Origin of the sequence: Actinomadura sp. BRA 177, from assembly GCF_013372625.1 — a bacterium.
Classification (GTDB): domain Bacteria; phylum Actinomycetota; class Actinomycetes; order Streptosporangiales; family Streptosporangiaceae; genus Spirillospora.
Genome location: NZ_JABXFD010000109.1, coordinates 1 through 13632, shown reverse-complemented (window position 1 = coordinate 13632; position 13632 = coordinate 1). Strand labels below are relative to the sequence as shown.

Genomic DNA, 13632 nt, shown 5'->3' with positions numbered 1-13632 from the left:
CCCGGTGGTTGGGGGGGGCGGCGGGCCTCGGCCGCGTCCGCCGCCCAGTGCACGGTGCCGCCCGCCTCGGTGACGGCCCGTTCCAGCTCCTCCAGATGGACGCCGGGGTTGCGCCGCGCGCCGCCCCCGATGGCGCGGCCGGCCTCGGGCAGGTCCGCCCGGTCGGCGGGCGCGCCGGACGCGGCGGCCGCCCGCTCGCGGAGGGCGGCGGTCGCGCCGCGCAGGTTGCGGCGCAGGCCGGTGTCGGCCAGCGCGGGCCGTGCCGCGGCGGCGAACTTCGGCATCGGCAGCGGGACGGGCCCGCCCGGCTGCGCGCCGGTCACGACGGCCCCGTCGCCGCGAGGATCTCGGCCAGGTGCACGGTCCGGACGCCGGCGCGCAGCCGGGACAGCGCCCCGCCGATGTGGGCGAGGCAGGAGTCGTCGACCGCGCACACCACGTCCGCGCCCGTGCCGCGGATGTGCCTGACCTTGTCGGCGACCATCGCGACCGACACGTCCGCGTTCTTCATCGCGAACGCGCCGCCGAACCCGCAGCACTCGTCCGCGGCGGGCAGCTCGACCAGGTCGAGGCCCTGCACCGCGCGCAGCAGCCGCAGCGGCCGGTCGCCGACCCGCAGCGACCGCAGCGACTGGCAGGACGGATGGTAGGTGACCCGGTGCGGGAAGTACGCGCCGACATCGGTGACCCCCAGGACGTCCACGAGGAACTCGGTCAGCTCGTAGACGGCGAGGCCCTCGGCGGCGCGGGCCAGGCCGGGGTCGCGGGCCGCCCGCGCGATCCTCGGGTAGGCGTCCCGGACGGCGGCGGTGCAGGACGCCGACGGCGCGACCACGACGTCCCCGCCCTCGAACGCGGCGGTGTACGCGCGGGCCAGGTCGGCGGCCTCGCGGTGGTAGCCGGCCGTCCAGTGGATCTGCCCGCAGCAGGTCTGGCCAGGCGGGAATACCACCTCGTGCCCCAGACGTTCCAAAAGGACGGTCACGGCCCTCCCCGTATCAGGGAAAAGCGCGTCATCGAAGCACGCGACGGACAACGCGACCCGCATCGGCCTCACTCCCCCTACGCCGTAAGGCGTTCCCCCGTCCGACATCGTAGGGGTTTCGGACCTGTCGGCGTGTCGTTCTTCATCCGTTATCGCGCGGGAGGGACCCTATGCCTGGCACCTCGGAGTGAGGAGGGTCACGTCCGCGCGGTACTCCGGTACCAACGGACAACCGTCCCAACGGGCTATAGCCGATAGGGGCGAACCACTCCACACTGGGGTGCGTCAATTAAGGAAAGCACCACGACCGACCAGTAGTTGAGACCGGAGGCACACGATGTGCCCGCACCAGCCGCCCTGTCCCTCGCCCGACGCACCCGACCGCGACGCCGCCCGGACGCTGGCCTCGCACCCCGAGCAGGGGTGGAGCCTGCTGTGCAACGGCGTCGTGCTCTTCGAGGACACCGGTGAGCTGCTGCCCGACGGGGGAGTCATCGCACCGCACCGGCCGACGGACCTGCAGGCGCCGTCCGCCGCTTGACCGGTCTCCATCGGGGGACTAGTTCAAACGGGTGATCATCCTCGGGGGCAACGCTCACCTCCTCGGCCTCCGGGTCCGCACCGGACCCGGAGCGGCCTACCCCTCGGCCCGTCCGCTCCGGACGGGCCGTTCGCATGTCCGGCGCCGGGCGGCGCGCCCGCGGCGGCTACCGCGCCGCCCACTTGCGCAGCCACGGCTCCGCCGCCCGGCCGACGGCGGCGGGGTCCTTGTTCAGGTCGTGCCGCTCCCCCGCCAGCACCGCGACGTGGGCCGCGTCCGCCTCGTCCGGCACGCCGAACGGGTCGCGGTCGCCGTTGACGACGAGGACCTCCACCCCCGCCGCACGCAGTTCGCCGACCCGCGTCTTCTCGGGCTTGCCGGGCGGGTGCAGCGGGAACGCCAGCGCCACCACGCCCTCGGCCCCGGCCGCCGGCGCCGTCCGGCACGCCACCCGCGCGCCGTTGCTCCGGCCGCCCTGCACGAGCGGGACGCCGGCGAACCTCTCGCGCAGCATCCCGATGATCTCCAGCCAGGCCTCGTCCTGCTTGACGGGCGAGCCGGGCGCGCGGCGTCCGGCGAACCGGAACGGCTGCGTCACCCGCGCGACGGCGCCGCCGAGCCCGAGCGCGGTCTCCCGGACGGCGAGCAGGTCGGGCGCGTCCACGCTCCCGTTCGACCCGTGCGTCAGGACCAGCAGGAACGCCGGGGCGTCCACCTCGTCCAGCACCACCTCGGCGGGCCCGTGCGCCGTCACGACCTCCATGCGCCCACCGTAGCGAGCCGCCTCGCCGACTAGAGCTCCGGGCGGGGCGCGCCCATGGCCAGGCGGAGGCGCTCGGCGAAGCTCTCGTGCAGCAGCGGGCCCCACGGGTAGCCGTCCGGGACCCGGACCGCGCCGCCGAGCACCTCGTGGGCCTCGTCCGCCCGCCCCTCGGCGTACCGGACGGCGAGCAGCGCGTACATGTGGTCGAGGGCGCCGAACGCCTCGCCGGTGAGCGCGGGGAGCGTCCCGTCCGACACGGCCTGCTCGACGACCGGCTCCCACCACAGGCCGTCGTCGCCGTCGTCCTCGCCGAAGTCGCGGCGCAGCCGGGCCCGGACCTGCGGCGCGATGCCCGGGTCGGCCAGCCCGCGCCGCCACACCTCGCCCGCCTCGCCGCTGCGCGGGCGCGCCAGCAGCCCGGTGGCCAGCGGCCCCGCCCCCGGGTCGGGCGGCTCCTCCGCCAGCGCCGCGCCGAACGCGCCGATCGCCTGGTCGAGGTAGGAGATGCCGAGCGCGACGGCCAGCCGCGCGTACGCGTGCGGTGCGGCGTCGCGGTCGATCAGCCGGAGCCCGGCGGCCAGGATCCGCTGGGCCCGCGCGGGGTCGCCGCTCTCCAGCAGCCGCTGCGCGAGGTCGTGCGCGGCGAGCGGCCCGTACTCGGCGTCGCCCGTCCCGATCGCGGCCTCCCAGTGGTCGCGCGCCGCGTCGAAGTCGCCATCGTCGTCCGCGATGCGGGCCAAGGCCAGATGGGCGGGCGGCAGGTAGGCGGGGTTGCCGAAGTCGACCACGGCGCCCCACGCGGGCGCCGCCGCGCCGGGCTCACCGGCCCGCTCGTACGTGAGCGCCAGATGGTAGGCGGCGCGCGGCCCGTACTCGGGGTCGGCGGTCGCGATCGCGACCTTGTCCGCCTCCCTGGCCCGCTCCACCTCCCCCGCGTCGTCGAGGACGACGGCGAGGCCGAGCGCCGCCTGCGCCCGGCACGGCGTCCCGCCCATGGCGAGCACCTTCTCGAACAGCATCGCCGCCTGCCCGGCCTCGCCGTTCTCGGCGAGGTCGCGGGCCTCCTCGCACATCTGCGCCGGGTCGGACGTCTCGTCCGGCAACTCGCTCATCGGCCTCTGCCCTCTGGGGGTTCCTCAAGTCCGCACCGAGACTAGCGAGCCGCCCCCCGCCGCGTCCCGCGACGACACCCCGAAATCCCCACCAAGATCACGAATCGGATCCCGCACCGGCCTCACGGCATGAGGCTCAGTGCCCGGCGACGCGGGCGACCGCAGCGACGCCGCGCACAGGCGCGAGGGGTTCCAGGGGGTCGCCCCCTGGGCCAGCTCAGTCCTCGAAGGCCTCGGGGGGCGGGCAGGAGCAGACGAGGTTGCGGTCGCCGTAGGCCTGGTCGATGCGGCGGACCGGGGGCCAGTACTTGGTCTCGCGCAGGGACGGGACGGGGTAGGCGGCCTCGTCGCGGGTGTAGGGGTGCTTCCAGTCGTCGGAGAGCAGGCAGGCGGCGGTGTGCGGGGCGTTCTTCAGCGGGTTGTCCTCGCGGTCGTAGCCGCCGTCGGCGACGCGCTGGATCTCCCGGCGGATCTCGATCATGGCGTCGCAGAAGCGGTCCAGCTCGGCGAGGTCCTCGGACTCGGTGGGCTCGATCATCAGCGTGCCGGCGACCGGGAAGGAGAGCGTGGGGGCGTGGAAGCCGTAGTCGATGAGGCGCTTGGCGACGTCCTCGGCGGTGATCCCCGTCTCCTTGGTGATCTTGCGGAGGTCGGCGATGCACTCGTGCGCGACGAGGCCGTTCCGGCCGGTGTAGAGGATCGGGTAGTGCGGGGCGAGCCGGGCGGCGAGGTAGTTGGCGCCGATGATGGCGCCCTCGGTGGCGGCGCGCAGGCCGTCCGGGCCCATCATCGCGATGTAGGCCCAGGAGATCGGCAGGATGCCCGCCGAGCCCCACGGGGCCGCGGAGATCGGGCCGACGCCCGTCTCCGGGCCGGCCTCGGCGCGCAGCGGGTGGTTCGGCAGGAACGGGGCCAGGTGCTCGCGGACGCCGATCGGGCCGACGCCGGGGCCGCCGCCGCCGTGCGGGATGCAGAACGTCTTGTGCAGGTTGAGGTGCGAGACGTCCGAGCCGAACTCGCCCGGACGGGCGAGGCCGACGAGCGCGTTGAGGTTGGCGCCGTCCACGTAGACCTGGCCGCCCGCCTCGTGCACGGCCGCGCACACGTCGGTGATCGTCTCCTCGAACACGCCGTGCGTGGACGGGTACGTCACCATGATCGCGGCGAGCTGGTCGCGGTGTTTGCTGATCTTGGCGTGCAGGTCGTCGAGGGCGACGTTGCCGCCGTCGTCGCACTTCACGACGACGACGCGCATCCCCGCCATCACGGCGCTGGCGGCGTTGGTGCCGTGCGCCGAGGAGGGGATCAGGCAGACGTCGCGGTGCTCCTCGCCCCGGGACGCGTGGTAGCCGCGGATGGCGAGCAGGCCGGCCAGCTCGCCCTGGGAGCCCGCGTTCGGCTGGACGGAGACCTTCGCGTATCCGGTGATCTCGGCGAGGAAGTCCTCCAGCTCGCCGATCAGCTCGACGTACCCGGCGGCCTGGTCGACCGGCGCGAACGGGTGGACGTTCGCGAACTGCGGCCAGGTGATCGGCTCCATCTCGGCGGTCGCGTTCAGCTTCATCGTGCAGGAGCCGAGCGGGATCATGGAGCGGTCGAGCGCGATGTCCTTGTCCTGGAGGCGGCGCAGGTAGCGCAGCATCGCGGTTTCGGAGCGGTGCGCGTGGAACACCGGGTGGGTCAGGTAGGGGCTCTCGCGGCGCAGCGCGTCCGGGATCGCCTCGGCCGCGTCCGGGGCGGGCGCGGCGCCGAACGCCTCCAGGACGGCCGTGACGTGCTCGGGCAGCGTGTTCTCGTCGCAGGCGATCCCGACGTGGTCGGGGGCGTCCGGGCGCAGGTTGATGCCGCGTTCGCGGGCGGCGGCGGCGACCTCGGCGGCCCGGCCGGGGACGCGGGCGAGGACGGTGTCGAAGAACGCGCCGTGCACGACCTCGACGCCGGAGGAGCGCAGGCCGGCGGCGATCTCGGCGGCGCGGCGGTGCGTGCGCTGCGCGATCGCGGCCAGCCCCTCGGGGCCGTGGTAGACCGCGTACATGCCCGCCATCACGGCGAGGAGCACCTGAGCGGTGCAGATGTTGCTGGTGGCCTTCTCGCGGCGGATGTGCTGCTCGCGGGTCTGCAGCGCCAGCCGGTAGGCGGTCGCGCCGTCCGCGTCGACGGACACGCCGACGAGGCGTCCGGGCAGCTGCCGCTGGATGCCCTCGCCGACCGCCATGTAGCCGGCGTGCGGCCCGCCGAAACCGTAGGGGACGCCGAACCGCTGCGCGGAGCCCACGGCGATGTCGGCGCCCGACTCCCCCGGCGGGCGCAGCAGCGTCAGCGCGAGCAGGTCCGCGGCGACGACCGCCTTGGCGCCGCGCTCGTGCGCCTGCGCGATCACCGGCGCCAGGTCGCGGACGGCCCCGGACGCGCCCGGGTACTGCAGCAGCACGCCGAAGAAGTCGCCGTCCGGCAGCCCGCCGGACAGGTCGGCGGTGACCACCTCGATGCCGAGCGGGATCGCGCGCGTCCGGACGACCTCGATCGTCTGCGGCAGCGTGTCGGCGTCGATGAGGAACGTCCCCGGCTCCTTGCGCTTGGACACCCGGTGCGCGAGGGCCATGCCCTCGGCGGCGGCGGTCCCCTCGTCCAGCATGGACGCGTTCGCGACGGGCAGCCCGGTCAGGTCGGCGACCACCGTCTGGAAGTTCAGCAGCGCCTCCAGCCGGCCCTGCGAGATCTCCGGCTGGTAGGGCGTGTAGGCGGTGTACCAGCCGGGGTTCTCCAGGACGTTCCGCATGATCACGCCGGGGGTGGTCGTCCCGTGGTAGCCGAGCCCGATCATGGACGTCAGCACGGTGTTGCGGGACGCCAGCTCCCGGAGCCGGTCCAGCGCGGCGGGCTCGCTCAGCGCGGGCGGCAGCTCCAGCGGGCGGGCGGTCCGGATCGCGGCGGGGACCGCGGCGTCGATCAGCGCCTCGGCGCCGGAGTAGCCGACGGCGGCCAGCATGCGGTCCCGGTCGTCCGGGCCCGGGCCGATGTGCCGGTCGGCGAACGCGGTGCGGGGCTGCTGCGGCGAAGCCACGGGGGCGAAGAACTGGGCGGTCATGGAGAGCCTCCTGGCTGCTGCGGTCGCTCAGGGCCACCGCCGGCACGGGCCGGCGGCCGGTCTCCCCCTCTGTCATCGGCACCTGAGAGCTTCACCCGCGCGGCGGGGTTTCCCCTTCGGTGAGCCGCCCTTCCCCGCGCGCGGGGATCGACGCCTGCTTTCCAGAGGTGCCTCGCCCGAGCGGTCCTTTTGCCTGAGAGGTTCCGGGGAGGTTGCCCCTTCGGCGCCCCACGCTGGCGGCGTGGGATCTCTCCCGCACAGGGTCGACGGCATGTCCTGGACGAAACCCTACCCAAAGTCGCGTCCCGGCGATCGTCCCGGGTGGGGGCCTCCCCCGCGCTGACACGGGGGCCGTCCCCACCGCGCCCGGGTGGTACCGGCCGGTACGATGTGCACACTCACCTGGGACGAGACGGACCCCGGGCCACGGGGGCGGAGATGGGACTGCGGGGTGCACAGGCGGCCGGCCGGACGCCGGGACGGCACTCGACGGCGCGCCGCCGGTTCTGGGACGCTGATCACGATGGCGGACGGTCAGGGCGGCGGTACGGCGTGACACAGACCCGCGACGGCACGGCGCGCCCCCGGCACGGCGCGACCGCGCGCGTGCCCGTCGACGAGCCCGCCCAGCCGGACCGGATCCGCCGGCCGTCCGACGCGATCAGGTTCGCGGCGTCGGTGGTGGCGCTGGCGGCGGTGATGCTGCTGGTGTCGATCGCGCAGCAGACCACGCACGGCCTGCAGACCGACATCGCGGAGGGCACCGCGCACGCGCCCCGGCTGCTGCTGACGCTGGCGACGCTGGTGTCGAGCTTCGGGGTGCTGGCGGTGCCGATCGCGTTCGCGATCGAGCGGCTGTTCCACAAGGACGGCACCCGCGTCGCGATCGCGCTGCTCGCCGCCGTGATCGCGTTCGGCATCACGGTGGGGCTGGACGACCTGGTGGTGCGGGCGGCGCCCGGCGGCGTGCTCGACTCGCTGATCTGGGGCGGCACCGAGACCGCGCCCGTGCACACCGACATCGCCCCGGTGATCGCGTTCGTCAGCGCGGTCGGGATGGCGGGCCGCGCCCGCTGGCAGGCCGCGACCTGGACGATGATCGGGCTGGCGGCGCTGACCGGGCTCACCGCGTCCTACGCCTCCGTCGCCGCGCTCGCCGCCACCTACTGCCTCGGCCGCGCCATCGGCCACGGCACCCTGTACGCGGTCGGCACGCCGAACCCGCGGCCGACGGGGACGGCGGTCGTGGCGTCCCTGGAACGGCTCGGGCTGCGGCCGAAGCGGGGCGCGCGGCTGGACGAGCCCGCCGACGACACCGAGGACGGCCGCCGCTACGGCGTCGTCCTCGCCCCCTGCCCGCCCGGCGCCCGGATCCCCGCGGGCCGCGGCGTGCACGGCGACTGGGACCTGGAGGTCCGCGTCCTGGACCGCGACCAGCAGACCGCCGGGCTGGTGTACCGGATCTGGCGGCTGCTGCGGCTGCGCGCCACCACGACCGGGCGGACGCTGCGGTCGCTGCGCCGGTCGCTGGAGCAGGAGTCGCTGATGGCGTACGCGGTGGACGCGACGGGCGCCCGCACCCCGCGGCTGGCCGGCACCTGCGAGGTCGGCACGGAGGCGGCGCTGCTGGCCTACGAGCACGTGCCGGGGCGGCGGCTCGGCGACGTCCCCGGCGAGGAGGTCACCGACGAGCTGCTGACCGACATCTGGCGGCAGTTCCGGTCGATGCAGGCGGGCCGGCTCGCGCACCGGCGGCTGCAGGACGGCGCGCTGCTGATCGGCGAGGACGGCCTCGCCTACATCACCGACCTGCGCGCCGGGGAGACGGCGGCGGGCGACCTCGCGCTGCGGCTCGACCTGGCGCAGCTCCTCACCACGCTGGCGCTGCGGGCCGGGCCGGAGCGGGCGGTGCGGACCGCCGCGGAGGTGCTGGGCGAGGAGGTGCTGGGCGGCGCGGTGCCGCTGCTGCAGCGGGTGGCGCTGTCCCGGGCGACGCGGCAGGCGCTGCGCCGCGACCGGGAGCTGCTGACCCGCATCCGGGAGCAGATCGTCCGGCTGAAGCCGGAGGTCGAGGCGGCGCCGGCCCGGCTGGAGCGGTTCCGGCCCCGGACGATCTTCAGCGTGGTGGCGCTGTCGATCGCCGCCTACATCGTCATCCCGCAGGTGACCAGCCTGGACGTCGGGTACCTGGCGGCCACGGCGAGCTGGCACTGGGTCGTCGCCGCCCTCGGCGCGGCGGCCCTCAGCTATGTCGCGGCGGCGCTCATGCTGATGGGGTTCGTCCCGGAACGGCTGCCGCTGCGCCGGACGGTCCTGGTGCAGGTCGCGGCGTCGTTCGTGAAGCTCGTCGCCCCCGCCGCCGTGGGCGGCGTCGCCGTCAACACGCGCTACCTGCAGCGCTCGGGGGTGCGCCCCACCCTGGCGGTGGCGAGCGTCGGCGCGTCGCAGCTGGTCGGGATGGTCACGCACATCCTGCTGCTGGTCCTCTTCGGCTTCCTCACGGGCTCCACCACGAAGGCGACGCAGGACCTGGCCCCGTCCCGCACGATCGTGATCGCGGTACTGGTCCTCGGGCTGCTGGCCGGCCTGACGCTCACGGTCCCCCGCGTCCGCCGCGTGGTCACGTCCCGCCTGAAGAGCATGTTCTCCGGCGTGGTGCCCCGCCTGGTGGACGTCCTGCAGTCGCCGAAGAAGCTCTTCACCGGCATGGGCGGCACACTTCTGCTGACGCTGGCCTTCGTCCTCTGCCTGGACGCGTCGATCCGCTCGTTCGGCGGCTCACTGCCGTGGACGACGGTCGTGCTGGTGTTCCTCACCGCGAACGCGGTCGGTTCTGCGGCCCCGACGCCGGGCGGTCTCGGCGCCGTGGAAGGCGCTCTCACCCTGGCGTTGACGATCTCGGGGCTGACCGCGGAGACCGCGACATCGGCGGTCCTGCTCTACCGGCTCTTCACCCTGTGGCTGCCGGTGCTGCCGGGCTGGGGAGCGTTCGCCTACCTGCAGCGCAAGGAGGCGCTCTGAACGTCAGCCGGTGCGGCGCGCCCGCCGCCGGTTGGCGAGTTCATCGTGGGGGTGGACGGGAGGGTCCGCGGCGGCGCGCTCCCCCGGGAGTTCCGCCAGGCTGCCCTCCACCTCCTGCCAGACGCGTCCGAGCGCTATGCCGAACACGCCCTGCCCGCCCTGCAGCAGATCGACGACCTCGTCCGCGGACGTGCACTCGTAGACGCTGACGCCGTCGCTCATCAGCGTTATCTGCGCGAGGTCCTGCACCCCGCGGTCACGCAGATGTATCACGGCCGTCCGGATCTGCTGCAATGAGACGCCCGTGTCCAGCAGCCGCTTCACGACCTTGAGCACCAGGATGTCGCGGAAGCTGTACAGCCGCTGGCTGCCCGACCCGTGCGCCGCGCGCACGCTCGGCTCCACCAGCTTCGTCCGGGCCCAGTAGTCGAGCTGCCGGTAGGTGATTCCCGCCGCGGCGCACGCCGTCGGGCCGCGGTAGCCGACATCCTCCGGCGGCACGGACACCTGCGTGTCGAAGAGCAGGCCCTGCTCTCCGGCACGGCGGGACGCCATATGCCTGTCGGGGGTCGCCTTGCCCTCGCCGCTGCTCACCGCCACGCGGACCTCCGGCTTCTATCATCCCGTGGCGCTTCGTCAAGGGGGTTTGACGAATTACACCACGGGTGTTCCACCAGCACGGTAGGTGCCGGTCAGGGTGTGGTCAACGTTCACCGTCGGCGCGTCGCATGCCCGGATGAACCGGCTTCACGTGGGCAAACTGCGCACCTCCGCCACGCATCAACTCCTACCCCGATGCACCGGCCCCAAAAACCGACGTTTCCCCTGCATCCCCCACCGCCCGCCTTATCCACACCACCTGGGCAGCGAGCGCCCGCTCCCGCCCCGAGATCATCCCCATTCCAAGATCACCCAAGCGTCCCCTGCCAAACACGGCAGCAACACCCGATCAAAAAAAGCAGCGCGCCGACCCCGCCATCCCGCTCCGCCCACCCCACACAGACCGCACCGAAGGTCCCAGACGCCTCCAGCTGGATGAACGCAAGACGCACAAGAACGGAGAAGCAGCGTGCCAGACCCGCACTTCACCCATCGGCCCCCAGCACAGGCCGCAGATCACACGGCTGCCTCAGCCACCGGGGGGTGCGGGGGCGGAGCCCCTGCATCGGGGGTTCCAGGGGGTCGTCCCCCTGGGTGGGCACAGGGCGCGCGAGATCGGGGAAGCAGCTTGCTGCGACCACGCCTGTCCCGAGCGGCGGCCTATCCGGCGCGGCCGAAGTCCTCTGGGGAGATCGTGTCGAGGAATTCGCGGAACTTCTCGACCTCGTCCTCCTGCTCGTCGGGGATGGCGACGCCGGCCTCTTCGAGGACGTCCTCGCTGGCGAAGATCGTGGCGCCGGTGCGCAGGGCCAGGGCGATGGAGTCGGACGGGCGGGCGCTGACCTCGACGCCGTTGGAGAAGATCAGGTCGGCGAAGAAGATGCCCTCGCGCAGGGCGGTGATGTTCACGGTGCGGAGCTGGACGCTGAGGGCGTCCAGGACGTCGCGGAACAGGTCGTGGGTGAGCGGCCGGGCCGGCAGCACCCCCTGTTGCGCGAAGGCGATCGCGGTCGCCTCGACCGCCCCGATCCAGATGGGCAGGTAGCGATCGCCCTCCGTCTCCTTCAACAGGACGATCGGCTGATTGGAGGGCATCTCGACCCGGACGCCGACGACCTCCATCTGCTTCACAGCGGCTCCCTGCTGGTTCTCGCGTTCTCGATCACCATTCGCAGCGGATCGATTCCTGACCGAACCATGTAGCCAACGTACACCCAGGGTCGGACCGCTCGTCGCGCCGCGGGTCGGGGAAAATCCTCCGCGGCGCCCATGATCAGTGGTCGAGGCTTTCGCTGAGCCCCGCGCTGACCAGGGCGGAGTGCAGTCTGACCGACAGCGCGGCGATCTCCCGGGCGGTTTCGGCGGCCTCCTCGTGGGCGCCGCGGCTGCGGCGGCGCAGCTGCGGCGCGACCATCTGCTCGATCAGGCCGACCTGGCGGTCGGCGGCGGCCTTGACGGCGCGCAGGTGCCGGACCTCGAAGCCGAACTCGCCGAGCGCGGCGGCGATCCGGCAGATACCGAGGGCCCCGCCCTCGTAGTGGGCGCCGGTGCGGTGCACGAGGCCGTACTCCTCCAGGCGGGTGAGGAGCGCCTCGTCGATGCCGGCGCCGTCGAGGAGCTGGCGGCGGGTGAGCCGGACGGCGGGGTCGGCGGCGGTGGTGTCGGCGGCCACGAGGGTGCGGGGGCGGCGCCCGGACGGCTCGCGGTCGCCGAGCGGCGGGACGTTCTCGCCGCGGTCGCGGGCCTCCAGGTGCCGGCGGATCACCCGCAGCGGCATGTAGTGGTCGCGCTGCGCGGTGAGGACGAACCGGAGCCGCTGCACGTCGCCGTCGGCGAACTTGCGGTAGCCGGAGGGGCTGCGCTGCGGCTCGACCAGCCCCTCGGACTCCAAGAACCTGATCTTGGAGATGGTGATGTCGGGGAACTCGGGCCGCAGCAGCCCGAGCACGTCCCCGATGGTCATCAGGGACCGGGCCGGCTCCGCGTTCAAACGCCCCTCCCGTTCCGTCAGCCGTGCGCCGGGTTGGTCAGGAACACCAGCCGGAACTTGCCGATCTGGACCTCGTCGCCGCCGGACAGGCCGGCCTGGTCGATCCGCTGCCGGTTGACGTAGAGGCCGTTGAGGCTGCCCACGTCGCGGACGGCGAAGGCGTTGCCCTGGCGGGTGAACTCGGCGTGCCGCCGGGACACGGTGACGTCGTCCAGGAAGATGTCGCTCTCGGGGTGCCGCCCGGCGGACGTGCGGTCCTTGTCGAGCAGGAAGCGGCTGCCGGCGTTGGGACCGCGCTTGACGACGAGCAGCGCGGTGCCCGGGGGCAGCGCCTCCATCGCCATCTGGTCGGGGCCGGCCTGCTCCTCGGCGCCCGTGTCGGTGTCCAGCGCCTCGAACCCGCCAATGGAGATCGTGGACGTGGACTCGCCGGGCGACTCGCGGTACGGCGGCGGCGCGGCCGGACTCCGGGTCAGCGGAGTGCCGCAGTTCGAGCAGAAGCGGGCATCATCCGGGTTGGCGTGACCGCACTGCGTGCAGTAGACGCTCGGCATCGATCGGCTCGGCCTCCTACCATCGGCGTGCCCCATGCTGACGTCCCGCCGCAGCGGGAGCCGCCTGCGCCACACGCGCATCCTTCACCCAACCCACGTGCCGGGGACCCGCCCCCGGCCACTGTCCAACTCACCGCCCGCGCACGGCGACGGTCGCCGCAACTTACGCGGGTATTACCCGAGGGGTCAACTGGAGCGGTGAACCGGCTGGACCAAACTACATTCGTCAATGATCGCAGGTCTACGCCGCCGCGCGGACCGCCGCGATCGCGACGCCTGAGCCGGTCGCCCGGTTTACCGCTCCCCCCGTTCCCTCTAGGGAGACCGTACCGCGCCGACGGCCACTTTCGCGCGCGGGGTGATCAGGACGGTGGCCCCGGCGCCCCGCAGCGTCCTGACGAGGCCGCCCGGGATGTTGAGCGCGGTGGTCATCGTGTGGGGGTCGCCGATGGCCAGGAACCGGTACGGGACGGACAGGAGCCGCCCGTCGATGCGGACGCCGTTCCGGTCGTCCAGAAAGTAGCTGTCGACGCCGACGCGGACGTCGTCGACCTGGACGACCTCGGCCCCGGCGTCGCGGAGTTCCTGCAGGGCGTCCAGCAGGTTGATCGCCTTGACGCGGTTCCCGGGGTCGCTGATCAGCAGTTCGATGCCGGGGCCCTCGGCGGGGAGCGTCCCGGCGAGGATGCCGTAGGTGGTCGCCCGCTCGCGCGCCTCCTCCAGGGCGGTCCCGCCCTCGGCGTCCCGTTCCAGCCGCGCCCGGGTGCCCTCCAGATCCCGCAGATCGGCCCTCAGCCGCTCGGACCGCTGGCCCAGATCGGCCAGGATCCCGACGAGCTCGTCCTGCCGCGCGGTGGCGAACGGGGAGTCGCGGTGGGGCGACCGGGAGGAGCGGGACGGACAGGAGCCGCCGGGCGGTCAGTCCTTGCACGCCATCGCTTTACGGCAGATGGTCTTGTACCAGTTGCCCTTCTTTGA

At 73.7% G+C, this 13632-nt stretch carries 11 protein-coding genes, 1 pseudogene and 1 riboswitch; of the genes and pseudogenes, 2 read left to right on the top strand and 10 right to left on the bottom strand.

Going from position 1 to position 13632, the window contains the following annotated elements:
• Both HUX53_RS02995 and HUX53_RS02990 read right to left on the bottom strand, forming a co-directional pair.
• Positions 1 to 323, bottom strand: a pseudogene (locus HUX53_RS02995) ((4Fe-4S)-binding protein); the annotation flags it as partial.
• Complete coding sequence (locus HUX53_RS02990; protein ID WP_176401633.1) at positions 320 to 1048, bottom strand: (Fe-S)-binding protein; 729 nt, start codon at positions 1046 to 1048, stop codon at positions 320 to 322. The pseudogene HUX53_RS02995 and the gene HUX53_RS02990, both read right to left, overlap by 4 nt.
• A 274-nt stretch (positions 1049 to 1322) precedes the next feature.
• Here HUX53_RS02990 and HUX53_RS02985 point away from each other — a divergent pair, with 274 nt between their 5' ends.
• A complete protein-coding gene (locus tag HUX53_RS02985) occupies positions 1323 to 1526 on the top strand; it encodes a DUF5999 family protein (protein WP_176401632.1) in 204 nt (67 codons plus the stop codon).
• Between the two features lie 166 nt (positions 1527 to 1692).
• Here the strand turns inward: HUX53_RS02985 and HUX53_RS02980 are convergent, their stop codons facing one another.
• The 3 genes from HUX53_RS02980 to gcvP form a co-directional block, all read right to left on the bottom strand.
• Positions 1693 to 2289, bottom strand: coding sequence for an alpha/beta family hydrolase (locus HUX53_RS02980; RefSeq protein ID WP_176401631.1), 597 nt, complete (start codon positions 2287 to 2289; stop codon positions 1693 to 1695).
• A 29-nt stretch (positions 2290 to 2318) separates the two neighbouring features.
• Positions 2319 to 3401: a tetratricopeptide repeat protein gene (locus HUX53_RS02975; RefSeq protein WP_176401630.1), complete on the bottom strand. Its 1083-nt coding sequence runs from the start codon at positions 3399 to 3401 to the stop codon at positions 2319 to 2321.
• Positions 3402 to 3618: 217 nt separating this feature from the next.
• The gene (gene gcvP, locus HUX53_RS02970; protein ID WP_176401629.1) at positions 3619 to 6489 is read right to left on the bottom strand and encodes an aminomethyl-transferring glycine dehydrogenase; all 2871 of its coding nucleotides are present in this window, start codon (positions 6487 to 6489) and stop codon (positions 3619 to 3621) included.
• Between the two features lie 171 nt (positions 6490 to 6660).
• Positions 6661 to 6755, bottom strand: a riboswitch (glycine riboswitch).
• 286 nt (positions 6756 to 7041) lie between these two features.
• On the opposite strand from gcvP, the gene HUX53_RS02965 reads away from it, so the two are divergent.
• Positions 7042 to 9510: a lysylphosphatidylglycerol synthase transmembrane domain-containing protein gene (locus tag HUX53_RS02965; RefSeq protein WP_309237018.1), complete on the top strand. Its 2469-nt coding sequence runs from the start codon at positions 7042 to 7044 to the stop codon at positions 9508 to 9510.
• A gap of 3 nt (positions 9511 to 9513) precedes the next feature.
• Here the strand turns inward: HUX53_RS02965 and HUX53_RS02960 are convergent, their stop codons facing one another.
• From HUX53_RS02960 to HUX53_RS40660, 5 genes are all read right to left on the bottom strand, one after another.
• Complete coding sequence (locus HUX53_RS02960) at positions 9514 to 10110, bottom strand: MerR family transcriptional regulator (protein WP_176401627.1); 597 nt, start codon at positions 10108 to 10110, stop codon at positions 9514 to 9516.
• A gap of 660 nt (positions 10111 to 10770) precedes the next feature.
• On the bottom strand, positions 10771 to 11241 hold the full coding sequence (locus tag HUX53_RS02955) for a bifunctional nuclease family protein (RefSeq protein WP_067468341.1): 471 nt from the start codon (positions 11239 to 11241) through the stop codon (positions 10771 to 10773).
• Between the two features lie 142 nt (positions 11242 to 11383).
• On the bottom strand, positions 11384 to 12100 hold the full coding sequence (locus HUX53_RS02950) for a MerR family transcriptional regulator (protein WP_176401626.1): 717 nt from the start codon (positions 12098 to 12100) through the stop codon (positions 11384 to 11386).
• A 17-nt stretch (positions 12101 to 12117) separates the two neighbouring features.
• Complete coding sequence (locus tag HUX53_RS02945; RefSeq protein ID WP_176401625.1) at positions 12118 to 12654, bottom strand: FHA domain-containing protein; 537 nt, start codon at positions 12652 to 12654, stop codon at positions 12118 to 12120.
• A gap of 315 nt (positions 12655 to 12969) precedes the next feature.
• Complete coding sequence (locus tag HUX53_RS40660) at positions 12970 to 13293, bottom strand: DUF881 domain-containing protein (RefSeq protein ID WP_309237019.1); 324 nt, start codon at positions 13291 to 13293, stop codon at positions 12970 to 12972.
• Positions 13294 to 13632: the final 339 nt, after the last annotated feature.